Raw genomic sequence first — 24,843 nt, 5'->3', positions numbered from 1 at the left:
CCAACTCCCTACGGGGTGTTACTTGGGCTGTGCCTTCTTGCGGCGGTTGCCGGCCATCTGGCCGACGAGGACCACCAGCACCGCGATGACGAACATCGCCGTGCCGATGACGTTGATCTGTACAGGCGTACCGCGCTGGGCCGATCCCCACACGAACATGGGGAAGGTGACGGTGTTGCCCGAGTTGAAGTTGGTGATGATGAAGTCGTCGAACGAGAGCGCGAAGGAGAGCAGCGCGCCCGCCGCGATACCGGGTGCGGCGATCGGCAGGGTGACCCGCACGAAGGTCTGCACTGGGCCCGCGTAGAGGTCGCGGGCGGCTTCCTCCAGCCGCGGGTCCATGGACAGGACGCGCGCCTTGACGGCGGCGACGACGAAGCTGAGGCAGAACATGATGTGGGCGATCAGGATCGTCCAGAAGCCCAGCTGGATGCCCATGTTGAGGAAGAGGGCGAGCAGCGAGGCCGCCATCACGATCTCCGGCATGGCCATGGGCAGGAAGATCAGCGAGTTGACCGCGCCGCGCGACTTGAAGCGGTAGCGGACCAGCGCGAAGGCGATCGCGGTGCCCAGCGCGGTGGCCGCGAGGGTGGACCACAGGGCGATCTGGAGCGAGAGCGAGAGCGAGCCGCACATGTCGGCGACCCCGCACGGGTCCTTCCACGCGTCGAGCGAGAACTCCTGCCAGGCGTAGTTGAACCGCCCGGTGGGGTTGTTGAAGGAGAAGACGGTGACGACGGCGTTCGGCAGGATCATGTAGGCGAGCGTGCCGAGACCGGCGATGACCACGAAGTTGCGCCGCAGCCAGGCGAGGGGATTGCTCATCAGACCAGGTCCTCCGTCCCCGCTCGGCGGATGTAGATGGTGACCATGATCAGCACGATGGCCATGAGGATGAAGGACAGCGCGGCCGCCGTCGGGTAGTCGAGGATCCGCAGGTACTGCGACTGGATGACGTTGCCGATCATCCGGGTGTCCGTGGAGCCGAGCAGTTCGGCGTTCACGTAGTCGCCGCTCGCCGGGATGAAGGTGAGCAGGGTCCCGGAGACCACGCCCGGCATGGAGAGCGGGAAGGTCACCTTGCGGAAGACCGTGGCGGGCTTCGCGTACAGGTCCCCGGCCGCCTCGTGGAGGCGGGTGTCGATGCGCTCCAGCGAGGAGTACAGCGGCAGGATCATGAAGGGGAGGAAGTTGTACGTCAGACCGCAGACCACGGCGAGCGGTGTGGCCAGCACCCGGTCGCCCTCGGTCATGCCGAGCCAGCTGGTGACGTCGAGGAAGCCGATGTTGTTGAGGACGGCGACGACGGGGCCGCCGTCGGCCAGGATCGTCTTCCAGGCGAGCGTGCGGATCAGGAAGCTGGTGAAGAACGGGGCGATCACCAGCACCAGCAGCAGGTTGCGCCAGCGGCCGGCCCTGAAGGCGATCAGGTAGGCCAGCGGGTACCCGAGCAGCAGGCACAGCGCGGTGGCGGTGCCTGCGTACAGCAGGGAGCGCAGGAACTGCGGGTAGTACTCGGTGAAGGCGTCCCAGTAGGTCTGGAAGTGCCAGGTGACCTGGAAGCCCTCTTCGAGGGAGCCCGTCTGCACCGAGGTGGAGGCCTGGTAGACCATCGGCAGCACGAAGAAGACCAGCAGCCACAGGATGCCGGGGAGCAGCAGCCAGTACGGGACCAGCCGCTTGCGGACCGACGGCTTGTGCACCGGGGGTTCGGCCGGGGCGGGCGCCTGGGGCGGCGCGGTCGTGGTGGTCACGCGCTCTCCTCGACGGTCTCGATGCCCGCGTCGATGTCCTGTGCGGCGTCGAGGCCGAAGGTGTGCTCCGGGTTCCAGTGCAATATCACCTCGGCGCCCGGCACCAGGCGGGCGTCCCGCTCGATGTTCTGGGCGTAGACCTCCAGCTCGGGGCAGACCTGGCTGTCGATCACGTACTGCGTGGAGACGCCGATGAAGGAGGTGGCGGCTATCCGGCCGGTGATCCTGTTGCGGCCGGCGCCTATGTAGTGCTCCTCGTCGGCGTGGACCAGGGAGATCTTCTCCGGGCGCACCCCGACCAGCAGCTTCCCGCCGGACTTGGGCGTGGTCGCGCAGCGGGCGGCGGGCAGGTGGAGCTTCGTGCCGGAGGCGGAGACCACCACCTCGGACCCGGCGGACTCCACGGAGGCCTCGATGAGGTTGGAGGTGCCGAGGAAGTTGGCGACGAAGGTGGTGCCCGGGTTCTCGTACAGCTCGGCGGGGGCGCCCAGCTGCTCGACGCGGCCGCCGTTCATCACGGCGACCGTGTCGGCCATGGTCATGGCCTCCTCCTGGTCGTGCGTGACGTGCACGAAGGTGATGCCGACCTCGGTCTGGATCCGCTTGAGCTCCAGCTGCATCTGGCGGCGCAGCTTGAGGTCGAGGGCGCCGAGGGGCTCGTCGAGGAGGAGCACCTTCGGGTGGTTGATCAGGGCGCGGGCCACGGCGACGCGCTGCTGCTGGCCGCCGGAGAGCTGGTGCGGCTTCTTGCCGGAGTGCTCGCCGAGCTGGACCAGTTCCAGCATCTCGTCGACCTGCTTCTTGACGGACTTGATCCCGCGGCGGCGCAGGCCGAAGGCGATGTTCTCGTAGATGTTCAGGTGCGGGAACAGCGCGTAGCTCTGGAAGACCGTGTTGACCGGGCGCTTGTACGGCGGGAGGTGCGTGACCTCGCGGTCGCCGAGGTGGACCGTCCCGGTGGAGGGCTCCTCCAGGCCGGCGATCATGCGCAGGGTGGTGGTCTTGCCGCAGCCCGAGGCGCCGAGCAGGGCGAAGAAGGAGCCCTGGGGGATGGTCAGGTCCAGCGGGTGCACGGCGGTGAAGGAGCCGTAGTGCTTGCTGATCCCGGAAAGGCGGACGTCGCCGCCCTCGGTCGTGTCAGTCATGAATGGGTCCCGGGGTTGGATGGGGCGAAGAGGACGAGGGGGGGTCGCGGCGTGCGCGTACGGCTACGCGCCGATCAGCTTGGCGAACTTCTCCTCGTAGGCCGTCTCTTCCTCGCTGGTGAGGGAGCGGAAGGGATGGGACTTGGCGGTCATCGCCTTGTCCGGGACGATCAGCGGGTTGTCGGCGAGCTCGGGGTCGATCTTCGCGAGTTCGTCCTTGACCCCCTCGACGGGGCACACGTAGCTGATGTAGGCGGCCAGTTGGGCGGCGACGGGCAGCTCGTAGTAGTAGTCGATGAGCTTCTCCGCGTTGGCCTTGTGCCGGGCCTTGGCCGGGACCAGCAGGTTGTCGCTGGAGGTGATGTAACCGGCGGCGGGGATCGCGAACTTGATGTCCGGGTTGTCGGCCTGGAGCTGGATGACGTCGCCCGCCCAGGCGAGGCAGGCGGCGAGGTCGCCCTTGTCCAGGTCCGAGGTGTAGTCGTTGCCGGTGAAGCGGCGGATCTGCTTGGTGTCCACGCCCTTCTGGAGCCGGCCGATGGCCGCGTCGAAGTCGGCGTCGGTGAAGTTCGCCGGGTCCTTGCCCTGGTCGAGCATGGTCATGCCGACGCTGTCGCGCATCTCGGTGAGGAAGCCGACGCGGCCCTTGAGGGTGGGGTCGTCGAGCATCTGGGTGACCGAGTCGACCTTCTTTCCGCCCGTCGCCTTCTCGTTGTAGGCGATGACGGTGGAGATGCCGGTCCAGGGGTAGCTGTACGCCCGTCCCGGGTCCCAGTCGGGGCTGCGGAACTGCGGGGACAGGTTGGCGAAGGCGTGTGGGAGGTGCGAGGGGTCCAGCCTCTGCGCCCAGCCGAGGCGGATGATGCGGGCGGCCAGCCAGTCCGTGACCACGATCAGGTCGCGGCCGGTGTCCTGGCCGGCCGCGAGCTGCGGCTTGATCTTGCCGAAGAACTCGACGTTGTCGTTGATGTCCTCGGTGTACTTGACCTCGATCCCGGTCCGCTTGGTGAACTCCTCCAGGGTGGGACGGGACTTCTCGTCCTCGCTGGTGTCCATGTACTCGGTCCAGTTGGAGAAGTTGATCTCCTTCTCCTGTGCCGAGTGGTCGTCGGACGCCACTGCCGCGTTCCCCTCGCGCTTGGCGGGCGGGATCCCGCACGCGGCGAGGGTGGACAGGCCGCCGAGGGTGAGTGCTCCGACGCCGGAGGCGCGCAGCAGCGAACGGCGGGTGAGGGCGCCGCGCCCGCTGGTGAGGCTGCGCCGCATCGCGGCGAGTTGCGCCTCCGAGAGGCGGTCGGGCTCGAACTGCTCCATGCGCTGTGCCCTTTCGGGAGGTGTACCGCTGGTCGGGCGGTGATCTCTTATCGGTCCCCGAAGATCGTGCGGTGCCAGTCCTTCGCGGCAACCGCCGTGTTGTCGAACATCACGTGCTTGACCTGCGTGTACTCCTCGAAGGAGTAGACGGACATGTCCTTGCCGAAACCACTGGCCTTGTAGCCGCCGTGGGGCATTTCGCTGATGATCGGAATGTGGTCGTTGACCCAGACGCAGCCCGCCTGGATCTCACGGGTGGCCCGGTTCGCCCGGTACAGGTCGCGGCTCCAGGCGGAGGCGGCGAGCCCGTACGGGGTGTCGTTGGCCAGCGCGATGCCCTCGTCGTCGGTGTCGAAGGGCAGGACGACGAGGACCGGGCCGAAGATCTCGGACTGGACCACTTCGCTGTCCTGGGCGGCGCCGGTGATCAGGGTGGGCCGGTAGTACGCACCCTCGGCCAGGTCCCCTCCGGGGATCTCGCCGCCGGTCACGACGGTGGCGTAGTCGCGGGCCCGCTCGACGAAACCGGCGACGCGGTCGCGCTGGGCGTGGGAGACCAGCGGGCCGAGGTCGGTGGTGGCGGCGAAGGGGTCGCCGAGGCGGACGGTCTCCATCAGCTCGGCGACCCGGGCGACGAAGGCGTCGTGCAGCGGCCGCTGGACGTAGGCACGGGTCGCGGCCGTGCAGTCCTGGCCGGTGTTGATGAGGGAGGCGGCCACGGCGCCGTTCGCGGCGGCCTCCACGTCGGCGTCGTCGAAGACCACGAAGGGCGCCTTGCCGCCGAGCTCCAGGTGGAGCCGCTTCACCGTGGCGGTGGCGACCTCGGCGACCCGCTTGCCGACGGCGGTGGAGCCGGTGAAGGAGGTCATGACCACGTCCGGGTGGCCGACCAGGTGCTCCCCGGCCGTGCGGCCGGCGCCGGTGACGATGTTGATCACGCCGTCGGGCAGGCCCGCCTCCTTGGCCGCCTGCGCGAACATCAGAGAGGTCAGCGGGGTGAGCTCGGCCGGCTTGAGGACGATGGTGTTGCCCGCGGCGACCGCCGGGAGGATCTTCCAGGCGGCCATCTGGAGCGGATAGTTCCAGGGCGCGATGGAGCCCACGACCCCGATCGCCTCGCGGCGTACGTAGGAGGTGTGGTCCCCGGAGTACTCGGCCGCCGCCTGCCCCTGGAGGTGGCGCGCCGCGCCCGCGAAGAAGGCCGTGTTGTCGATGGTCCCCGGCACGTCGAACTCCGTGGTCAGCCGGATCGGCTTGCCGCACTGGAGGGACTCGGCGTACGCGAAGTCCTCGGCCTGCTCGGCCAGGACGGCGGCCAGCCGGTGCAGCGCGTCCGAGCGCGCGCCCGGGGTGGCGCCGGACCAGGCCGGGAAGGCCCGCTTGGCGGCGGCGACGGCCTCGTCGACGTCCGCCGTGCTCGCCAGCTCGTAGGTGAGGACCTCGTCGCCGGTGGCGGGGTCGACCACGGTGTGTGACTGGCCGGAGGTCCCGGCTCTCAGCTGCCCGTCGATGTACTGCGCGCCGTCTGCGAAGCGGTCTTTGACCTGGAAGCGGTTGCCCATCACGCTCTCACGCTCTCCGTAGCTACAGTTCGAGCTACAGCTCGAATTGAGTGCCGATCCTGACAGAGGAGAACCACTCGGCCAAGTGATTCCGTTGTTGCCTTTTGATTACGCGACGGAATCGGTCGACCATGTGTCGAGGCACGCCCGAAATCCCGTACGAAGTGTCAGTGGCGACTGTCAGACTCGCGTGCATGGAGATGATCGACAAGCTGACCGAGCAGGTCAGCCGTGGTGAACGGGTCAAGTTCCTGCCTTTCTGGGGACACCGTCCGAGGCCGGACGGGAGCCTCGGTCCGAGCTGTCTGAGTCAGTGGTGGCCCTCCGAATTCACTGTGGGTGACGTCCGCTATGCCACGGCGGAGCACTGGATGATGGCCGGGAAGGCCCGGCTGTTCGGGGATCCGGATGCGGAGCGTGCGGCCCTGGAGGCGAAGACCCCGGCCGAGGCGAAGAAGGCCGGGCGGCTCGTCCGCGGCTTCGACAACGCGATATGGGAGCGCGAGCGGTACGGGATCGTGGTGGAGGGCAGCGTGCACAAGTTCTCCTCCGACCCGGCGCTGCGCTCGTACCTCCTCGGCACCGGGAACCGGGTGCTCGTCGAGGCCAGCCCTATGGACCGGATCTGGGGCATCGGGCTCGCGGCCGATGACGAGCGCGCCCAGGACCCGGCGCGCTGGCGGGGGCTGAACCTGCTGGGCTTCGCCCTGATGGAGGCCCGCGAGCGGCTCCTGCGGGGCGAGGCGTGACGGACCGGCGCCGGGTCGCCGCCGTGATCATCCGGGACGGCTGCGTGCTCATGGTGCGCGAGCGCGGCCTGGGGCCCGCGGGCCGGCACGACGGGCCGGAGTACTGGACACTGCCGGGCGGCGGCCTGGAGCCGGGCGAGGAGCCCGAGGACGCCGTCCGGCGGGAGGTGGCGGAGGAGGTGGGGCTGCGCGCCCTGGACGTGCGGTCCGCGTACGAGGCTCCGTACCCGTCGGGCTGGACCTCCTGCTTCCGTGTGGAGGTGGCGCCCGGCGAGCCGGTGCTCGGGGTCGACGCGGACCTGGAGTGCGACTGCCCGCGGATGGTGGGGCTGATCTGGGTCCCGCTGTCGCGCGGCACGGACGGGGAGTCGGTCATGGTGCCGACGCTGCTGAGTAATTGCGTGGTGGATCCCGGCCCCGGCGCCTAACGTGATCCTCGTCCAGGTGCGAAGGCGAGACCTACTTCGACTCATAATCGGGCGGTCGCGGGTTCGAGTCCCGTCACCGGCTTCGGCCGGTGTAGCTCAGCCGGCAGAGCACCTTGTGGTTTCGCCGACTTCGACCTCTGGACACCTACGTCACGCACCTCCCGGTGCGCAGGCAGCGGCTCCTTCTTTTGCAAAGAATCCAAGGCCGCAGCCACCTTGATCTCGGGAGGCACGCGTGGGGGATGCCCGGTGCGCAGGCGACGGCTACTTCCGGATCGCCAGGTCGCGGGTTCGAGTCCCGCCCGGCCACGGCCGGTAGCTCAGTCGGATAGAGCGGTCGACAACAGTCCGTCGCCGCCTTCGACCTCGGGCATCCCTCACGTCACGCCTCCCCCGCTTTCCTTTGAATTCGGGGGGATTCACCATGGCTCGCTTCAACCTGCGCCGGCCCAAGGCGGCGCCCGTCGCGCCCGCGTCGCCCGTACGCTCGACCCGCGGCGCCCGCACCCGCGAGGGCGGCCCCGGGTACGAGCGCGATCCGCGCTCCGAGCTGTTCCTGCTCGCCGTCGCCAACTTCGTGACGCAGCGCACCTTCTACGAGAGCGGCGGCGACCGCGACGACCGCTTCGCCGCGCTCGTGCGCCGGCTCGCCGTCGAGGACCCCGCGTGGACCGCGGGCCTGCTGCGCTGGCTCCGCGGGGACGCGAACATGCGGACGGCGTCGCTGGTCGGCGCCGCCGAGTACGTCAAGGCGCGCCTCGACGCGGGCGCCACCGACGGGCCTTCGAACCGCCAGGTCGTGGACTCGGTGCTGCAGCGCCCCGACGAGCCGGGCGAACTGCTCGCGTACTGGACGGCCGCGCACGGGCGCAACGTGCCCAAGCCCGTCAAGCGCGGTATCGCCGACGCGGTCCGCCGGCTCTACTCCGCCACCTCCCTGCTGAAGTACGACACGGCCTCCAAGGCCTACCGCTTCGGTGACGTACTCAACCTCGTGCACGCCTCCCCCGACCCGGCCAAGCCCTGGCAGGGCGAGCTGTTCCGGCACGCCCTCGACCGCCGGCACAACCCGGAGGCCGCGGAGCTCCCTGCGGGCAACCGCATCCTCGCCGCGCACCGGGCACTGATGGAGCTGCCGGTGGCGGAGCGGCGCGGTGTGGTCCTCGGCCCGGACGGCGCGGAGCGCCTCGCGGAGGCGGGCATGACCTGGGAGGCCCTCGCCGGATGGCTGCAGGGGCCGATGGACGCGGCCGCCTGGGAGGCGGTCATCCCGTCCATGGGCGCGATGGCCCTGCTGCGCAACCTGCGCAACTTCGACCAGGCCGGGGTCTCGGACGCGGTGGCCGCGGGCGTCGCGGCGAAGATCTCCGACCCGGAGGTCGTCGCCCGGTCCCGGCAGTTCCCCTTCCGCTACCTGGCCGCCTACCAGCACGCCCCGTCGCTGCGCTGGGCGTACCCGCTGGAGCGGGCGCTCGGGCACTCGCTGGCCAACGTACCGGCGCTGCCCGGCCGGACGCTGGTGCTCGTCGACCGCTCCGGGTCGATGTGGTCCCGGCTCTCGGACCGCTCCGAGCTCAACCGGGCGGACGCGGCGGCCGTCTTCGGGGCGGCGCTGGCGCTGCGGGCCGAGGACGCCGACCTGGTGCAGTTCGGCACGAACAGCGCGGTGGTCCCGTACACGCGGGGCGAGTCCGTGCTCAAAGTGCTGGAGCGCTTCGGGGACCTCGGTGGGACCAACACGGCCCAGGCCGTGAAGGAGCACTACCGGGGCCACGACCGGGTGCTGATCGTCACCGACGAGCAGGCCGCCTCGTACGGCTACGGCGGCGACCCGACGCAGCAGGTGCCGAGCACGGTCCCGGTGTACACCTGGAACCTGGCCGGCTACCGGGTGGGCCACGCGCCGTCCGGCGCGGGGAACCGGCACACCTTCGGCGGGCTCACCGACGGGGCCTTCCGCATGGTGTCCCTGATCGAGGCGGGCCGGGACGCCGACTGGCCGTGGGCCGCGTAAGGACCGGTCAGACCTTCTCGTGGTTCTGGGAGTTCGAGTACGGGCTCTCGTACGGGGAGTTGTCGTCGAGCGGGCCCAGGTCCCGCAAGACGAACATCATCACGAGCATGAGGCCGCCGAGGACGATGCCGATGGCGCCGAGGATGATGCCGGCCAGCGCCATCCCACCGTTGTCGGCCTCGCCGCGGTTCGCCTTGCCCTTGCCCAGGGCGCCGAAGACCACGGCCCCGATGCCGAGGCCCACGGCTATGAAGCTCGTGATGCAGCCGACGACGGCGAGGATGCCGAGGACGAGGGCGGTGATGCCGAAGCCGTTGTTCTTCGGCATCCCGTAGGGCTGGTACGCGGCGTAGCCCGGGTATCCGGGCTGGCCCGGGTACCCGTACGTCGGCTGGGCGGGCGCCGGACCGGGATAGGCGTGGGCGCCCGGTCCGGGCTGGGCCGGGTGCCCGTACGCGGCGGACGCGGGCCCGGACACCGGCACGGTCGGAGTGGTCTCGGCCCCCGGCATCTCGATCACCGTCGGCTGGTCGTGCACGGACGGCGGGCCCGGCACGCCGTGCTCCCCCGGTACCGCCTGCGCCCCCGGCGTGCCGTGCGGCTTGCCCAGGTCCACCGCCGGCCGCTCCGGCGGCGCCCACGGGTCCCGCGGCTCGGGACTGTTCTCGGTCATGCGGCGCCCCCCTCTCGTACGGCCATGCTAAGCGCAGCCACCGACAGTCACCGGTCTGCCTACGATGAATCCAGACCTGCCCGCACCAGCGTTCTCCGGAGGCATCCCCATGACCGACCTGCACCCCTTCATCGCGGGGCTGCCCAAGGCGGAACTCCACGTCCACCACGTCGGCTCGGCGTCTCCGCGCATCGTCGCCGAGCTCGCCTCCCGGCACCCCGACTCGAAGGTCCCATCCGACCCCGAGGCGCTCGCCGACTACTTCACCTTCACCGACTTCGCGCACTTCATCGAGGTCTACCTGTCGGTCGTGGACCTCATCCGCACCCCCGAGGACGTCCGGCTGCTGACCTTCGAGGTCGCCCGCGACATGGCCCGCCAGAACATCCGCTACGCCGAGCTGACCATCACCCCGTACTCCTCCACCCGCCGCGGCATCGACGAGAAGGCCTTCATGGAGGCCATCGAGGACGCCCGCAAGGCCGCCGAGGCTGAGCTCGGCGTCATCCTTCGCTGGTGCTTCGACATCCCCGGCGAGGCCGGCCTGGAAGCCGCCGCCGAAACCGCCCGCCTCGCCGTCGACCTGCGCCCCGAGGGCCTGGTCTCCTTCGGCCTCGGCGGCCCCGAGATCGGCGTCCCGCGCCCGCAGTTCAAGCCGTACTTCGACGCGGCCCGGGCGGCCGGCCTGCGCAGCGTGCCGCACGCCGGCGAAACCACCGGCCCCGAGACCATCTGGGACGCCATCCGCGAGCTGGGCGCCGAGCGCATCGGCCACGGCACGAGCGCCACCCAGGACCCGGAGCTCCTCGCGTACCTCGCCGAGCACCGCATCGCGCTGGAGGTCTGCCCGACCTCCAACATCGCCACGCGCGCGGTGGCCGACCTCGACGAGCACCCGGTCAAGGAGATGGTGGCGGCGGGCGTGCTCGTCAGCATCAACAGCGACGACCCGCCGATGTTCGGCTCCGACCTCAACAACGAGTACGCGGTGGCCGCCCGCCTCCTCGACCTGGACGAGCGGGGGCTCGCGCAGCTCGCCAAGAACGCCGTAGAGGCCTCCTTCCTGGACGAGGCCGGCAAGCGGAAGCTCAGCACGGAGATCGACACGTACACCTCCGCCTGGCTCGCGCGCTGACGTCCCGTCGACAATGGGGCCATGCGCACCTTGACTGCCGTCGGCCACCGCGGCGATCCCTACCGTGTCCGTGAGAACACCCTGGCCTCGATCCGCTCCGCCTTCGCGCGCGGCGCGGACGCGGTCGAGATCGACGTCCGGCTGACCCGTGACGGGGTGCCGGTCCTGCTGCACGACGAAACGCTCCAGCGGCTGTGGGGCCATGACGTGCGCCTGGACGCCGTCACGGCCCCGCAGTTGCGGGAGCTCACCGGGGGCGGGATCCCGACCCTGCGCGAGGCGCTGATGGAGGCCGGGGCCGGCCGGCTGATGATCGACCTGCCGGGCGCCACCGCGGAGTCGGTGCGCACGGTCGTGGGCCAGGTCCACGAGTGCGGGGCGCGCGAGCGCACGTACTACTGCGCGGGCCCCAACACGATGCTGGCGGTCCGCGCCGCCGATCCGGGTGCGGAGATCGCGCTGACCTGGACCACGCTGTCGCCTCCGCGCCGGGTGCTGATCGACGCGGTGGCGCCGCGCTGGCTCAACTACCGCTTCGGGCTGGTGAGCCGGGAACTCAACGACGCCCTGCACCGGGACGGGCTGCTGGTGTCGGCGTGGACCGCGGACACCAAGATGACGATGAAGGCGCTCATGAAGGCCGGCGTCGACTCCATCACCACGAACCGGGTGGACGCGCTGGCCGCGGTGCGCGCCGAACTCGGCCGGTGATACGTGCCTTCCGGGACGGGATCCGCGGCGCCGATCCGCGCCTGCAGGACCTGGGCCTGACCCTGCTGGTGCAGCTGGCCGTCACCATGCCGTTCGTCGTGCCCCGCTCCCCCGAACTGCCCGCCGCGACCTGGGGCTCGTACGGGATGACCACGCTCGCCGTGGTGCCGCTGATCTGGCGGCGCCGGGCGCCGGTGGCCGTACTCGCGGCGATCGTCCTCATCGGCGGGGTCTACAAGGTCGCTCTCGACGGGCCGGGCCAGCCGCTGCCGTACGCGGGCCTCATCGCCTTCTACACGGTCGCCCTGCAGTGCGCCCCCCGGGTCCGCGTGGCTGTGGGGCTGGCCACCGTGGCAGCGGTCGCCCTGTCGGTGGGCTGGAAGACGGGGACGGCGCGGGAGCTGCTGTTCACGCTGTTCGTCTCGGCGGCGGCGTACGCCCTGGGGCGGCTCCAGTACACGCGGCAGGCCTACACCGAGGCCGTCGAAGCCCGCGCCGCCGAGCTGGAGCGGGCCAACCGGATCGAGGCGGAGCAGGCCGCCGCGCGTGAACGGGCCAGGATCGCGCGGGAGATGCACGACATCCTCTCGCACGCGGTCAGCATCATGATCGTGCAAGCCGAGGCCGGGCCGGTGGCCGTGCGCCGGGCTCCCGAGCGGGCCGAGGCGGCCTTTGAGGCGATCGCGGAGACGGGCCGGGACGCGATGGCCCAGCTGCGCGCGATGCTGGGCGTGCTGCGCACCGCCGAGGCCTCGCCGCGGAGCCCGCAGCCGGGCGTCGCCGAGCTGCGGGAGCTGCTGGAGCGGGTACGGGCAAGCGGGCCGCGGGTGTCATACGAGCGGACGGGCTCGGTGCGCGAGCTGCCGGCCGCGCTGGAGGCGACGGTGCACCGGGTGGTGCAGGAGGCCCTGACCAACGTGGTCAAGCACGCCGGGGCCTCGGCGGTGGACGTACGCCTGGAGTACGGGGCCGAGTCCCTCACTGTGACGGTCACGGACGACGGGCGGGGGCCCGGCGGCTCTTCCTCGGGCGGGCACGGGCTGATCGGCATCCGCGAGCGGGCGGCGGCACACGGCGGGACCGCGCAGACCGGGCCGGGGCCGGACGGGCGCGGCTATGCGGTGCGGGTGGTCCTTGTAACCTCGCCGCAGGAGGTGGGGACTTGACGATCCGTGTGGTGGTCGCCGACGACCAGGAGCTGGTGCGCAGCGGGTTCGCGATGATCCTGGACGTCCAGGACGACATCGAGGTGGTCGCGGAGGTCGGGGACGGCGCGGCGGCGGTGGAGGCGGTGCGCCGGCTCGCGCCCGATGTGGCGCTGCTGGACATCCGGATGCCGGTACTGGACGGGATCGAGGCGTGCCGGACGATCTCCGCCGAGAGCGCGTGCCGCACGGTGATGCTGACGACCTTCGACTCGGACGAGTACGTGTACGAGGCGCTGCACGCGGGGGCGAGCGGCTTCCTGCTGAAGGACGTGCGGCGGGACGATCTGGTGCACGCGGTACGGGTGGTGGCGGCGGGCGAGTCCCTGCTGGCGCCTTCGGTGGCGCGGCGGCTGATCGAGGAGTACACGGCGGCGACGGTGCGCGCTCCCTCGCTTCCGGCGGACCGGCTGGAGGTGCTGACGGCGCGGGAGCGGGAGACGCTGCTGCACCTGGGCCGGGGGCTGTCGAACGCGGAGATCGCGGCGGCGCTGGTGGTGAGCGAGCACACGGTGAAGTCGCACGTGGGGAACGTGCTGGCGAAGCTGGGGCTGCGGGACCGGATCCAGGCGGTGATCTGCGCGTACGAGACGGGCCTGATCGCTGCGGGTACTCCCTCTGCGGGGTGAGGGGACGGCGTGTCGTATCCCTCTGGCCGGTGAGTTGTCGTACTGGCAAAGACCCCTCTCAGTGGTGATCCTCAACCACCCCTCTGACCTGCAGCATTGAGTCATCGGGCCGCGGTGGCCCGGTGAACTCTGAGGGGGATCCCATCATGAAGGCTCGTACGCGCACACTGATCGCCGCCGCCCTGGTCCTGGGCATCGCGTCCGGACCGGTCGTCGCGCACGCCGCTCCGGTGCCCGTCTCCGCGGGGGTCGCCGCGCCGATCGTCTCGACCCCGCCGAACGCGGCGGCGCTGGAGCGTGCGATCGCCGGTCTCGGCGCGGAGCACAAGGACGCGACGGCCGCGCTGGTGCGGGTGGGCGGTACGAGCGGCAGCTGGCGGGGCAGTTCCGGTGTCGCGGACGTCGTCACCGGGCGGGAGGCCGTCGACCAGGGCCGGTTCCGAGCCGGTTCGGTGACCAAGGCCTTCACCTCGGCCGTGGTGCTCCAGCTGGCGGCCGAGGGCCGGGTGGATCTGGACAGGCCGGCCCAGTGGTACCTGCCCGGGACGGTCCCCGATGCCTACGGCGCCGTCACCGTCCGGCAGCTGCTCAACTACACCAGCGGCATACCGGCGGCGGACGGCCCGGGCGAGTCGTTCGAGGCCCAGTGGGAGCACCGATTCGACGTGACCGATCCGCACGACCAGCTGGCCAACGCCTTCGCGAAGAAGCCGGAGTTCGCCCCGGGCGCGGCCCAGCACTACCTCAACATCAACTACACGGTGCTGGGCGTGCTCATCGAGAAGGTGACGGGCACGACGTACGAGGAGGCGGTCGCGCGGCGGATCCTCAAGCCGCTGGGGCTGCGTCAGACCTCGTTCCCCGCCCGGACGCAGACGAAGATCCACGGTCCGCACAACCGGGGCTACCAGGCGATACCGCGGCCGGACGGTTCGCGGGAGCTGCGGGACGTGACCGAGTGGAACTCCTCGGACCGGTGGGCGGCGGGGGACATCATCTCGACCACGGCCGACCTGGAGCGTTTCACCGTCGCCCTGTTCAGCGGGCGGATCGTGCCGAAGGCGCAGCTGGAGGAGATGTTCACGGTGCCGTTGGTGAAGAACTTCACCAACGGGAAGGCCGCGACGCTGACGGCCGGGCTGGCGAAGCTCGTCCTGCCGGACGGCACGGTGGCGTGGGGCAAGACGGGCGGCCGGCACGGTTACAACACCGCGATAGGCGCGACCCGGGACCTCTCCCGCACGGTGGTCTACTCGGTCAACTCCACGAACGCGAAGGGCGAGGACATGAACCCGGTGGCGCTCGGCATCATCATGGCGGCCTTCGCCAAGTAGCTACTCGGGCATCGCCTCAAGGCGCTTGATCATGCGGCGGAGCACCAGCAGCGGGATCACTCCGAAGACGCCGAACGATATGTCGATGACGCTCCACCAGACGGGTATCCCCCGGATCGGTCCGCAGATCAGGGCCAGCGGGATCACGCCGGCGCAGGCGATCATGCCGGCTTCGACGATCCAGATGTTGCGGACCGGGTCGCGGTGGACGCCGTAGAAGAAGACGGCGATGACGAGGTGGGCGAAGGCGAGCCAGTCGGTGCCGTAGAGGAGGAAGGGGTACTCGGCATCGGCCCGCTCCAACCCGTCGCCCACCCGGCGGAGCCATTCGTTGTCCACCAGGGCATTGGCCCAACGCAGCTCGCTCACCAGTGGGAAGGCGGTGAGTCCGCTCAGCACCAGGCAGATGAGGAACAGGGCCAGCCAGACACGGATACGCCGCTGAAGGGCGCTTCTCTCGCTCATGGAAGGAAGCGTACACCTGGAATTGAACACGTTCAGCCAAATCTCTGAACGCGTTCAATCTCGTTGGTGGAGCGTGGTCAGAGTCCGACGATCGCGTTCCAGCGCTTCGCGAAGGAGCGGCGCTCGGCCGCGGAGATGTCGCGCGCGACGACCAGCCTCTTGCGCATCTCGTCGTCGGGGAAGATCAGCGGGTTCTCGGCCAGTTCGGCGGTCTCCTTGTCGTCGGAGCCGGCCAGGACCTCGCGGGCGGCCGGGACCGGGCAGACGTAGTTGACGGAGGCGGCGAGCGCCGCGGCCACCTCCGGGTCGTAGTAGTGGTCGATCAGCGCCTCGGCATTGGCCTTGTGGCGGGCGAGGTTGGGGACGAGCAGGCTCTCCGCCCAGAGTTCACCGCCCTCCTCGGGGACCACGAACTCGATGTCCGGGTTGTCGGCCTGGAGCTGGATGGCATCACCCGAGTAGGCCTGGCAGGCCAGTACGTCGCCCTTGCTGAGGTCGGAGGTGTAGTCGTTGCCGGTGAAGCGGCGGATGTGCTTCGTGCGCACCCGTTCCTCGACCTGGTCGCAGACCCGGTGGAAGTCGGATTCGGTCCAGCGGGTGACGTCCACCCCGTTGCCCTGCATCAGCAGGGAGAAGGACTCGTCGAGGCCGGAGAAGAGGGTCACCCTGCCCGCGAGATCCGGGCTCCACAGGTCCTTGACCGATTTGATCTCCCGGCCCAGGGCCTTGCGGTTGTAGGCGATGCCCGTGATCCCCGACTGCCAGGGGACGGTGTGCAGCCGGCCTTCGTCGAAGGCCGGGGAACGCAGCTGCGGGTCCAGGTTCCTGGCCACGTTGGACTGGGCCGAGCGGTCCATCTTCTGGGCCCAGCCCAGGTGGACGAAGCGGGCGGCCATCCAGTCGCTGACCACGACCAGGTCGTGGCCGGTCTCCTGGCGGTTCATCAGGGCGGGGCTGATCTTGCCGAAGAACTCGTCGTTGTCGTTGATCTCCTCGGAGTAGCGGACCGCGATGCCGGTCCGCTCCGAGAAGGCATCGAGGGTCGGCCGGCTCTCCCCCTCATCGTCATCGGCGTCGATGTAGAGCGGCCAGTTGGAGAAGACCACGCTCTGCTCCCGCTGGGAGCGGTCCGCGCCCGCGCGCTGTTCCTCCGGAACATACGCGGCGGGCACGCCGCAGCCGGCGAGGGCGGCGAGCAGGCCCGCGGCACCGAGGCCGCGCAGCGCGTCGCGGCGGGAGAAGTCGAGTCGAGGCATGGCCAAAGCCTGAGCCAACGCAAAAGGGCGGGCAATAGACATGTTGTCTACCGCCCGCCCCTTCAGCGCTGTGCTGTGATCAATGCGGCGGATGCCGCCGACCAACCGCTGACCAGCTACTGATCAGCCGTCGAGCGAGGTCATGACGTGCTTGATGCGCGTGTAGTCCTCGAAGCCGTAGGCGGAGAGGTCCTTGCCGTAGCCGGACTTCTTGAAGCCGCCGTGCGGCATCTCGGCGACGAGCGGGATGTGGGTGTTGATCCACACGCAGCCGAAGTCGAGGTTCTTGGACATCCGCATCGCGCGGCCGTGGTCCTTGGTCCATACGGAGGAGGCGAGGGCGAACTCGACGCCGTTCGCGTACTCCACGGCCTGGGACTCGTCCGAGAAGGACTGGACGGTGATGACGGGGCCGAAGACCTCGTTCTGGATGATCTCGTCGTCCTGCTTGAGGCCGGAGACCACGGTCGGGGCGTAGAAGTAGCCCTTCTCGCCGACCTGGTGGCCGCCCGCCTCGACCTTGGCGTGGGCGGGGAGGCGCTCGATGAAGCCCGCGACCTGCTTGAGCTGGTTCGGGTTGTTCAGCGGGCCGTACAGCACGTCCTCGTCGTCCGGCTGGCCGGTCTTGGTGTCGGCGGCGGCCTTGGCGAGCGCGGTCACGAACTCGTCGTGGATCGACTCGTGCACGAGCACGCGACAGGCGGCGGTGCAGTCCTGGCCCGCGTTGAAGTAACCCGCGACCGCGATGTCCTCGGCGGCCTTGGCGATGTCGGCGTCCTCGAAGACGACGGCCGGAGCCTTGCCGCCGAGCTCCAGGTGGACGCGCTTGACGTCCTTCGAGGCGCTCTCGGCGACCTGCATGCCCGCGCGCACCGAACCGGTGATGGAGGCCATCGCCGGGGTGTCGTGCTCGACCATGGCCTTGCCGGTCTCGCGGTCGCCGCAGACGACGTTGAAGACGCCCTTGGGCAGGATCGAGTCGATGATCTCCGCCATCAGGACGGTGGAGGCCGGAGTGGTGTCCGAGGGCTTGAGCACCACGGTGTTGCCCGCGGCGATGGCCGGGGCGAACTTCCACACGGCCATCATCATCGGGTAGTTCCACGGCGCGACCTGGGCGACGACGCCGACCGGCTCACGGCGGATGATCGAGGTCATCCCGTCCATGTACTCGCCGGCCGAACGGCCTTCCAGCAGTCGGGCGGCACCCGCGAAGAAGCGGATCTGGTCCACCATCGGCGGCAGCTCCTCGCTTGCCGTGAGGCCCAGCGGCTTGCCGGTGTTCTCCGACTCGGCGGCGACGAGCTCGTCCGCGCGCGCCTCGAAGGCGTCCGCGATCTTCAGCAGCGCCTTCTGGCGCTCCGACGGCGTGGTGTCACGCCAGCCCGGGAAGGCCGCCGCGGCGGCGGCCATGGCCGCGTCGACGTCGGCCTGCCCCGAGAGCGGGGCCGTCGCGAAGGCCTCGCCGGTGGACGGGTTGACCACCTCGGTGGTCCGCCCGTCGGCGGCGTCCTTGAACTCCCCGCCGATGTAGTTGCGCAGACGACGCAGTTCGGTGGTCACTACAGCCACACTCCTGATCACATGTCCAACGATTGAGACGAATCCCAAGCCTAGCCCCTCGGCGGACGCTTTCGACAGACCCAGACGCCACCAACTACGAAATCAGTGAGATCCGGGTCGCCAAACGACGGATTTCATCGATTCCGCCTTGCGGAACGGACGACCCTCGTGCACAGTGAGGTCGTGGTCAGTCGAAGCGCAGATTCCAGGAACAGACAACCGTCCCCTTCGGTCGATGCTGTGTCCCTGGCGATCATCGAGCAACTGCAGGAGGACGGTCGCCGTCCCTATGCATCGATCGGCAAGGCCGTCGGCCTCTCCGAAGCGGCCGTACGCCAGCGCGTACAGAAGCTGCTCGACCAGGGCGTCATGCAGATCGTCGCCGTCACCGACCCGCTCACCGTGGGCCTGCGACGCCAGGCAATGGTCGGCATCAACGTCGAGGGAGACCTCGACCCGGTGGCCGACGCACTGACCGCCATGGCCGAGTGCGAATACGTGGTGATGACCGCCGGATCGTTCGACCTGATGGTGGAGATCGTCTGCGAGGACGACGACCACCTGCTTGAAACGATCAACAAGAAGATCCGCACGCTCCCCGGCGTGCGATCAACCGAAAGCTTCGTTTACCTGAAGCTCAAGAAGCAGACCTACATGTGGGGAACTCGATAGCCCGTGAGCCAGGACCTCTCCAAGACCGCGTACGACCACCTGTGGATGCACTTCACCCGCATGTCGTCGTACGAGAACGCACCCGTCCCCACCATCGTGCGCGGTGAGGGCACCTACATCTTCGACGACAAGGGCAAGCGCTACCTCGACGGCCTCGCCGGCCTGTTCGTGGTCAACGCCGGCCACGGCCGCAAGGAACTGGCCGAGGTCGCCTACAACCAGGCCCAGCAGCTCGCCTTCTTCCCCGTGTGGTCGTACGCCCACCCGAAGGCCGTCGAGCTCGCCGAGCGCCTGGCGGACTACGCCCCGGGCGACCTGAACAAGGTCTTCTTCACCACCGGTGGCGGCGAGGCCGTCGAGACTGCCTGGAAGCTCGCCAAGCAGTTCTACAAGCTGCAGGGCAAGCACACGAAGTACAAGGTCATCTCGCGTGCGGTCGCCTACCACGGCACCCCGCAGGGCGCCCTGTCCATCACCGGTCTGCCGGCCCTGAAGGCCCCCTTCGAGCCGCTGGTGCCCGGCGCGCACAAGGTGCCGAACACCAACATCTACCGCGCCCCGATCTACGGCGACGACCCCGAGGCCTTCGGCCGCTGGTGCGCCGACCAGATCGAGCAGGAGATCCTGTTCGAGGGCGCCGACACCGTCGCCGCCGTCTTCCTCGAGCCGGTGCAGAACGCCGGTGGCTGCTTCCCGCCGCCGCCCGGGTACTTCCAGCGGGTCCGCGAGATCTGCGACGAGTACGACGTGCTGCTCGTCTCCGACGAGACGATCTGCGCCTTCGGCCGCCTCGGCACGATGTTCGCGTGTGACAAGTTCGGCTACGTGCCGGACATGATCACCTGCGCCAAGGGCATGACCTCGGGCTACTCCCCGATCGGCGCCTGCATCGTCTCGGACCGCATCGCCGAGCCGTTCTACAAGGGTGACAACACCTTCCTGCACGGCTACACCTTCGGCGGACACCCGGTGTCCTCGGCGGTGGCGATCGCCAACCTCGACATCTTCGACAAGGAAGGCCTCAACCAGCACGTGCTGGACAACGAGGACGCCTTCCGCTCGACGCTGGAGAAGCTGCTCGACCTGCCGATCGTCGGCGACGTCCGCGGCAACGGCTACTTCTACGGCATCGAGCTCGTCAAGGACAAGGTCACCAAGGAGTCCTTCACGGACGAGGAGACCGAGCGCGTGCTCTACGGCTTCCTCTCCAAGGCCCTCTTCGACGCCGGCCTGTACTGCCGCGCCGACGACCGAGGCGACCCGGTCATCCAGCTGGCCCCGCCGCTGATCGCGGACCAGGGCACCTTCAACGAGATCGAAGGCATCCTGCGCTCGGTGCTCACTGAGGCGTGGACCAAGCTGTAAATAGTCCGAACCACACGGCCCGGATCCCCCGTTCGAGTGAGAACGCGGGGGTCCGGGCCGCGTGCTGTCAGCATCCAAGACGTTCATCTCTTTACATCTCAGTGCGGCGCCAGTGACCGAAAGGGCTCCGCTTCGTTCCCCCGGACGGAGGTGTACGCCATGGTGGCTCCACCGGACAATGCCCGGCCTGACAAGGCCCCGCCGCAGGACGATCTGCTCTGGGCACGGTCCCTTCACTACTCCCACAACGGTTCGCCCGGCCTCGTCGGGATCTCCCTGGGAGTGCGCCAGGGCGAGATCCTGGCGCTGACCGGTCCCCGCGGCTGCGGCAAGACCACCCTGCTGCGCTGCCTCTCCGGACAGTTGCGCCCCGAACAGGGCGAGGTGTGGTTCAACAGCGTCCCCGTGCACACCATGGGCGCGCTGGCCCGCGAGCGGCTGCGCCGCGACCGGTTCGGCTGGATCGGCCCCGAGCCGCGGCTGCTGCCCGAGCTGAAGGTCTGGGAGAACGCCGCCCTGCCGCTGCTGCTCGCCGGCGCCTCCCACCGGGCGGCCAAGCACGCCGCCTGCGAATGGCTGGACCGCCTCGACATCGGCGGCTTCGCCCGCAAACGGCCCGCCGCCCTGACCCGGGCCGAGTCCCAGCGGGTGGCCCTGGCGCGGGCGCTCGTCAACGAGCCCGCGGTGATCTTCGCCGACGAGCCCACGGCCCCGCTGCACCGGGCCGAGCGCTCCCTGCTGCTCCGTACGCTGACCACCGCTGCCCGCTCCCACGAGATCACCGTGCTCCTCGCCACCCACGACGAGGAGAGCGCCGCCGTCGCGGACCGCCGCCTGGCCCTCGTCGACGGCCGCTCCGCCGGGGCCGCGGCAGCCGTCTCCTCCCCCGGCCCCGAGACCTCGGAGGGCCAGGCCGCGTGCTCGCTCTCCGCCTAGCCCGCGGCTCCCGGCCCGCGGTCCAGCTGCGCCGGCTCCTCGTCGCGGCCGCCTCCGCCGGCAGCGGGTTCCTGCTGCTGTACGTACTCGAAGAGGCCGTGGCCCGGCCCGCCGGATCGTTCCCTCGCCTGCTGTGGGCGCTGCTCCCGCTCGCCGTCACCGTCCACTTCGCCGTCACCGTGGCCCGCACCGACCCCGCCACCCGGCCCCGCGAAGGCCTCGACGCCGCGGGGCTCGGACCCGTACGGCGCATCCTGGTCGCGGTGATCTCGACCGCCATCGCCTGCACCCTCGGCAGCGCCCTCGCCCTCGCCGTCTTCCTCCACCTGCGCGGGGACCTGGCCGGGCTGCCGTTCGACGGGGCCGGGGCCCGGCTGCTCCACGCCGACCAGCCGCTGCCCGTGGCCGCCGCCCTCACCCTGCTGGCCCTGATCCCGCTCACCGCGTCCGCCGCGACCGCCCTCACCCTGCGCCCCCGGCCGCCGATGGCCCCCCAGACCGGGCTCCCCTGGGGCATCACCCTGACGGCCTGCGGGCTCGCGGTGCAGGCCTACGCGGGCCGCGGCGGCACCGGGATGCTCGCCGGATGGTCGCTGACCGCGGTCGGCCTCGCCCTCGCCGGACCGGGACTCGCCTACGCCTGCGGCACCCTCGTCCAGGCCGTGCGCCCCGGCGCGCTCCGGCTGCTGGCCGGACGGGCCCTCCAGGAGGAGGCGCCCCGGCTCGGCCCGCCGCTCGGGGTGCTGTGCGCGGTCGGCGCGGGCGCGCTCACCGCCCTGGCCCTGCGCGACCGGGGCGGGCTGCTCGTCCCGCTCGGCCCGCTGACCGGGCCGGCCGCCGCGCTGGTGGCCGTGTGCGCGGCCGCGACCCTTCTCACATCCGCGGTGGAGGCCCGCCAGGGCCGGGCCGCCGAACGCTCGGCGCTGACCGACCTGGGCGCTCCGGCCAAGGTCCTGCGTACGGCGGCGAGTTTGCGGGCTTCCGCCCTCGTGGCCGTGTGCGTACCGCTCAGCTGGGGTGTGGCGCAGCTGACGTCGCTGGCTCTGACCCGCTGACGCGGGCAGCGCTTAGGGTGGGCCGAATGGTCAACGGATACATCGACACCGAGATCGAGACGCTCGCCGAGTTCGACCGGGTCGTGGCCCGCGGCTCGCTCAGCGGCTACCGGATCCAGTCGGTCAACCTGCTGGAGCGGACCTTCGCGCTGCTGTCCGCCGACACGTCGGCGGCCGTGTTCCTGGGCTGCGCGATGGAGCCCGACGCCTCCGTGAAGGTCCGCGCCGACGGCGCGCTGGTCTTCCCGCCCGTCCCGGACCTGCCCTTCGATCCGTACCGGGGCCTGCTCTATACCCCCGGGGAGCTCTTCGCCGGGCTGCCCGACGGGTACGAGGCCACGCCGGACGCCCAGGCGTACGCCTGGTTCCAGGAGACGAAGGCCGACGGGGACATCTTCTCCTCGATGCTGCGCTCCCTCCACGACGACGCGATCTCCGACGCCCTAGACGAGCACCTCGCCGGGGCCCGGGTCGTGGGCGTGATGGGCGGCCACGCCATGGCCCGCGGCGGCGCGGAGTACGGCGGCGCCGCCGAGCTCGGCCGGGCGCTGACCCGGTCCGGGCTGACGGTGGCCACCGGCGGCGGCCCGGGCGCGATGGAGGCCGCCAACCTCGGCGCCTACCTGGCCCCGGCCGCCGACGAGGCGCTCCCGGAGGCCCTGGAGATGCTGGCCGAGGCCCCGTCCTTCGCGCCGTCGGTGTCCGACTGGGCCCGGGCGGCGTTCGCCGTGCGGGACCGCTGGCCCGGCGGCGGCGACTCGGTGGGCATCCCGACCTGGTTCTACGGGCACGAGCCGCCGAACGCGTTCGCCGCGCACATCGGCAAGTACTTCGCGAACGCCACCCGGGAGGACGGGCTGCTGGCCCGGTCCAACGCGGGCGTGGTCTTCCTGCCGGGCGCGGCGGGCACCGTCCAGGAGGTGTTCGACAGCGCGACTCCGAACTACTACGAGTCGCGGGGCGAGCCGGCGCCGATGGTGCTGGTCGACCGGGCCCACTGGACGGAACACCTCCCGGTGTGGCCGCTGCTCCAGTCACTGGCGCGCGGCCGTTCGATGGAGTCGCGGATCGCGATCGTCGACTCGGTGGACGAGGTCCCGGACGTCCTCGCGTCGATGGTTCGATGAACTGAGCGTCGGAGGCAACTTCGCGGCCCGTTCGCACGTCTGGCAGAGGTACCGCAAAACCTGCCAGACGTGAACGGAGCCTTTGGTGCTCATAGGCCTGCTGACCGCTGTCGCGGCGTCCATCTGCTACGGCACGGGATCCGTGCTGCAAGCCGTCGGATCGCGCCGCGCGGCCCGGATGTCGCCGTCCGCCGCCGGGGTGACCGCCCATGGCGGCCCCAATCTGTCGTCCACCGCGAAAGCGGCGATGACCTGGGAATTCATCGTCGGCACGATCCTGGACTTCGTGGGCTTCGGCCTCGGCGCCCTGGCCGCGCGCCTCCTTCCCCTCTTCCTCTCCCAGACGGTGATCAGCGCCAACCTGGTGATCACTGCCGTGCTGAGCGTGAAGCTGCTGGGCATCCGGCTGAGCCGGAAGGAATGGACCTCGATCGGGGTCGTCTGCACGGCGCTGGTGCTGCTGGCGACGGCGGCGGGCCACGAGGGCGGCCACCACGCTCCGATGTCCACGCACTGGTGGCTGCTGGGCATCACCCTGCTGCTGATGGTGGGCGGCACCGTGGCCGTACGCCTGCTCGGCGGCCGGGCCGCGATCCTGGCGGGCCTGCTGTCGGGCCTGGGGTTCGGCGCGCTGGGCGTCGGCGTCCGGATCCTGGACGGTGTGGACCCGTTCGACCTCGGCACGTTCCTGGCCGACCCGGCCCTCTACGCCATCCTGGTGGCGGGCGTCGGCGGCATGTACCTGCACACGGTCGCCCTCCAGATCGGCTCGGTGAACGGCGCCACGGCCGCACTGGTCGTCGGCGAGACGGTCCTGCCCGGCGCGATCGGTGTCCTGTGGCTCGGCGACGCCTCCCGGCCGGGGCTGGCCTGGCTGGCGGTCCTCGGCTTCGTCCTCGCCGTCACCGGGGCGGTCGCCGTCGCCTGGTACGGCAAGCACGAGGGCTCCGATCCGGAGATGGAAGCCCAGGTCCCGGCCGCGGTCGGATAGCCGGGGGCGGGCCTGCCCCCTTCACCCGCTCGCTCTCCCCCGGTGGCGTACGCCCGGCAGCTGCCGCTTGCTGGACGGGGGAGAAAGCGAGGCGCCCCATGGCCCCCACGGACACCACCGCCGCCCGGCTGTACACGCCCCGGGCCGCCGGGGCGGCCGGCATCGCGTTCGCCGTGCTGCTCGCGGCCGCGATCGTCCTGATGCGGCTCGCCATCCCCTCGGGGGACGGCGCCGAGGCCGCGGTCGCCGCCGGCGACCGCTGGGCGGTGCGGCTGGCCCTGGAGATCGTGCCGTTCGCCGGGATCGCCTTCCTGTGGTTCATGGGCGCACTGCGCGCGCACGTCGGCGAGGCCGAGGACAGGTTCTTCTCCACTGTCTTCCTCGGCAGCGGGCTCGTCTGCGTCGCCACGCTCTTCGTCGCCGCCGGTGCCGCGGGGACCGTGCTGGCGGAGAACCCGCCGTCCGACTTCGGCCGCCACTACGCGTACACGGTCCTCGCGACCTACTCGATGCGGATGGCGGCCGTCTTCGTCCTCGCGACCTCGACGCTCGGGCGCAAGTTCGGCGTCTTCCCCAAGCCGCTGGTCCTGCTGGGCACCGTCGTCGGCCTGGTCCTGCTCGTGGTGGGCTCCGGCGTGCCCTGGTCCGAGCTGGTGTTCCCGGCCTGGGCCCTCGTCGTCAGCGTCTACATCCTGCGGACCCGGCTGCGCTAGGCGGTCGGCTCCGCAGGGCCCCGTACTCCTGCTCTGACCTGCGCTTT

General features: G+C 70.6%; 24 protein-coding genes. 15 read left to right on the top strand and 9 right to left on the bottom strand.

The genetic code is table 11. The annotated features are described in order from the left end of the window. Positions 1-18: 18 nt before the first annotated feature. The 5 genes from AB0O21_RS26300 to AB0O21_RS26280 form a co-directional block, all read right to left on the bottom strand. Entirely contained in the window at positions 19-825 is an 807-nt protein-coding gene (locus AB0O21_RS26300) for an ABC transporter permease (protein WP_365174713.1), read from the bottom strand. After that, a complete protein-coding gene (locus AB0O21_RS26295; protein WP_365174710.1) occupies positions 825-1,754 on the bottom strand; it encodes an ABC transporter permease in 930 nt (309 codons plus the stop codon). Before AB0O21_RS26295 ends, AB0O21_RS26300 begins: the two co-directional genes overlap by 1 nt. After that, a complete protein-coding gene (locus AB0O21_RS26290; protein ID WP_365174708.1) occupies positions 1,751-2,899 on the bottom strand; it encodes an ABC transporter ATP-binding protein in 1,149 nt (382 codons plus the stop codon). The genes AB0O21_RS26295 and AB0O21_RS26290 overlap by 4 nt, the downstream gene beginning before the upstream one ends. Before the next feature lie 63 nt (positions 2,900-2,962). After that, the gene (locus AB0O21_RS26285; protein WP_365174706.1) at positions 2,963-4,213 is read right to left on the bottom strand and encodes a spermidine/putrescine ABC transporter substrate-binding protein; all 1,251 of its coding nucleotides are present in this window, start codon (positions 4,211-4,213) and stop codon (positions 2,963-2,965) included. A 47-nt stretch (positions 4,214-4,260) separates the two neighbouring features. Further along, a complete protein-coding gene (locus AB0O21_RS26280) occupies positions 4,261-5,775 on the bottom strand; it encodes a gamma-aminobutyraldehyde dehydrogenase (protein WP_365174832.1) in 1,515 nt (504 codons plus the stop codon). 194 nt (positions 5,776-5,969) lie between these two features. On the opposite strand from AB0O21_RS26280, the gene AB0O21_RS26275 reads away from it, so the two are divergent. From AB0O21_RS26275 to AB0O21_RS26265, 3 genes are all read left to right on the top strand, one after another. Further along, positions 5,970-6,524, top strand: coding sequence for an NADAR family protein (locus AB0O21_RS26275; RefSeq protein WP_365174704.1), 555 nt, complete (start codon positions 5,970-5,972; stop codon positions 6,522-6,524). Then, on the top strand, positions 6,521-6,952 hold the full coding sequence (locus AB0O21_RS26270) for an NUDIX hydrolase (RefSeq protein WP_365174702.1): 432 nt from the start codon (positions 6,521-6,523) through the stop codon (positions 6,950-6,952). The genes AB0O21_RS26275 and AB0O21_RS26270 overlap by 4 nt, the downstream gene beginning before the upstream one ends. A gap of 424 nt (positions 6,953-7,376) precedes the next feature. Further along, positions 7,377-8,966 (top strand): TROVE domain-containing protein, encoded by a 1,590-nt coding sequence (locus AB0O21_RS26265; RefSeq protein WP_365174699.1) that lies wholly within the window; start codon positions 7,377-7,379, stop codon positions 8,964-8,966. Positions 8,967-8,973: 7 nt separating this feature from the next. On the opposite strand, the gene AB0O21_RS26260 is transcribed toward AB0O21_RS26265, so the two are convergent. Then, positions 8,974-9,639 carry a hypothetical protein gene (locus AB0O21_RS26260; protein WP_365174697.1) on the bottom strand — a complete coding sequence of 222 codons (666 nt, stop codon included), beginning with the start codon at positions 9,637-9,639 and terminating at the stop codon, positions 8,974-8,976. 109 nt (positions 9,640-9,748) lie between these two features. Between AB0O21_RS26260 and AB0O21_RS26255 the strand changes: the two genes are divergently transcribed. From AB0O21_RS26255 to AB0O21_RS26235, 5 genes are all read left to right on the top strand, one after another. Beyond that, complete coding sequence (locus tag AB0O21_RS26255; protein WP_365174695.1) at positions 9,749-10,774, top strand: adenosine deaminase; 1,026 nt, start codon at positions 9,749-9,751, stop codon at positions 10,772-10,774. Between the two features lie 21 nt (positions 10,775-10,795). Beyond that, complete coding sequence (locus tag AB0O21_RS26250; protein WP_365174693.1) at positions 10,796-11,485, top strand: glycerophosphodiester phosphodiesterase; 690 nt, start codon at positions 10,796-10,798, stop codon at positions 11,483-11,485. An 86-nt stretch (positions 11,486-11,571) separates the two neighbouring features. Next, positions 11,572-12,651, top strand: a complete 1,080-nt coding sequence (locus AB0O21_RS26245; RefSeq protein WP_365174830.1) for a histidine kinase — start codon at positions 11,572-11,574, stop codon at positions 12,649-12,651. Beyond that, on the top strand, positions 12,648-13,319 hold the full coding sequence (locus tag AB0O21_RS26240) for a response regulator transcription factor (protein WP_365174690.1): 672 nt from the start codon (positions 12,648-12,650) through the stop codon (positions 13,317-13,319). Before AB0O21_RS26245 ends, AB0O21_RS26240 begins: the two co-directional genes overlap by 4 nt. A 146-nt stretch (positions 13,320-13,465) precedes the next feature. Then, positions 13,466-14,653: a serine hydrolase domain-containing protein gene (locus AB0O21_RS26235; protein ID WP_365174688.1), complete on the top strand. Its 1,188-nt coding sequence runs from the start codon at positions 13,466-13,468 to the stop codon at positions 14,651-14,653. Here the strand turns inward: AB0O21_RS26235 and AB0O21_RS26230 are convergent, their stop codons facing one another. From AB0O21_RS26230 to AB0O21_RS26220, 3 genes are all read right to left on the bottom strand, one after another. After that, positions 14,654-15,118: a hypothetical protein gene (locus AB0O21_RS26230; protein ID WP_365174686.1), complete on the bottom strand. Its 465-nt coding sequence runs from the start codon at positions 15,116-15,118 to the stop codon at positions 14,654-14,656. Between the two features lie 77 nt (positions 15,119-15,195). Next, entirely contained in the window at positions 15,196-16,374 is a 1,179-nt protein-coding gene (locus AB0O21_RS26225) for a spermidine/putrescine ABC transporter substrate-binding protein (protein WP_365174683.1), read from the bottom strand. 123 nt (positions 16,375-16,497) lie between these two features. Then, entirely contained in the window at positions 16,498-17,937 is a 1,440-nt protein-coding gene (locus AB0O21_RS26220) for a gamma-aminobutyraldehyde dehydrogenase (protein ID WP_365174681.1), read from the bottom strand. Positions 17,938-18,105: 168 nt separating this feature from the next. On the opposite strand from AB0O21_RS26220, the gene AB0O21_RS26215 reads away from it, so the two are divergent. The 7 genes from AB0O21_RS26215 to AB0O21_RS26185 all read left to right on the top strand — a co-directional run bounded on the left by AB0O21_RS26215 (position 18,106) and on the right by AB0O21_RS26185 (position 24,796). After that, positions 18,106-18,609, top strand: coding sequence for an Lrp/AsnC family transcriptional regulator (locus tag AB0O21_RS26215; RefSeq protein ID WP_007266859.1), 504 nt, complete (start codon positions 18,106-18,108; stop codon positions 18,607-18,609). Between the two features lie 3 nt (positions 18,610-18,612). Next, positions 18,613-19,974 carry an aspartate aminotransferase family protein gene (locus AB0O21_RS26210; protein ID WP_365174679.1) on the top strand — a complete coding sequence of 454 codons (1,362 nt, stop codon included), beginning with the start codon at positions 18,613-18,615 and terminating at the stop codon, positions 19,972-19,974. 159 nt (positions 19,975-20,133) lie between these two features. Further along, positions 20,134-20,910 (top strand): ATP-binding cassette domain-containing protein, encoded by a 777-nt coding sequence (locus tag AB0O21_RS26205; protein WP_365174676.1) that lies wholly within the window; start codon positions 20,134-20,136, stop codon positions 20,908-20,910. Next, the gene (locus AB0O21_RS26200; protein ID WP_365174674.1) at positions 20,892-21,965 is read left to right on the top strand and encodes a hypothetical protein; all 1,074 of its coding nucleotides are present in this window, start codon (positions 20,892-20,894) and stop codon (positions 21,963-21,965) included. Before AB0O21_RS26205 ends, AB0O21_RS26200 begins: the two co-directional genes overlap by 19 nt. 26 nt (positions 21,966-21,991) lie before the next feature. After that, the gene (locus AB0O21_RS26195) at positions 21,992-23,092 is read left to right on the top strand and encodes a Rossmann fold nucleotide-binding protein (protein ID WP_365174671.1); all 1,101 of its coding nucleotides are present in this window, start codon (positions 21,992-21,994) and stop codon (positions 23,090-23,092) included. Positions 23,093-23,177: 85 nt separating this feature from the next. Further along, entirely contained in the window at positions 23,178-24,083 is a 906-nt protein-coding gene (locus AB0O21_RS26190) for a hypothetical protein (protein ID WP_365174668.1), read from the top strand. A gap of 98 nt (positions 24,084-24,181) precedes the next feature. Further along, a complete protein-coding gene (locus AB0O21_RS26185) occupies positions 24,182-24,796 on the top strand; it encodes a hypothetical protein (protein ID WP_365174666.1) in 615 nt (204 codons plus the stop codon). The last annotated feature ends 47 nt before the right edge of the window (positions 24,797-24,843 follow it).

The sequence above is a fragment of the Streptomyces sp. NPDC091371 genome, from assembly GCF_040684275.1.
Lineage (GTDB): Bacteria > Actinomycetota > Actinomycetes > Streptomycetales > Streptomycetaceae > Streptomyces.
The sequence above is the reverse complement of the archived record's forward strand: the minus strand, read 5'-3'. Positions and strand labels throughout refer to the sequence as shown.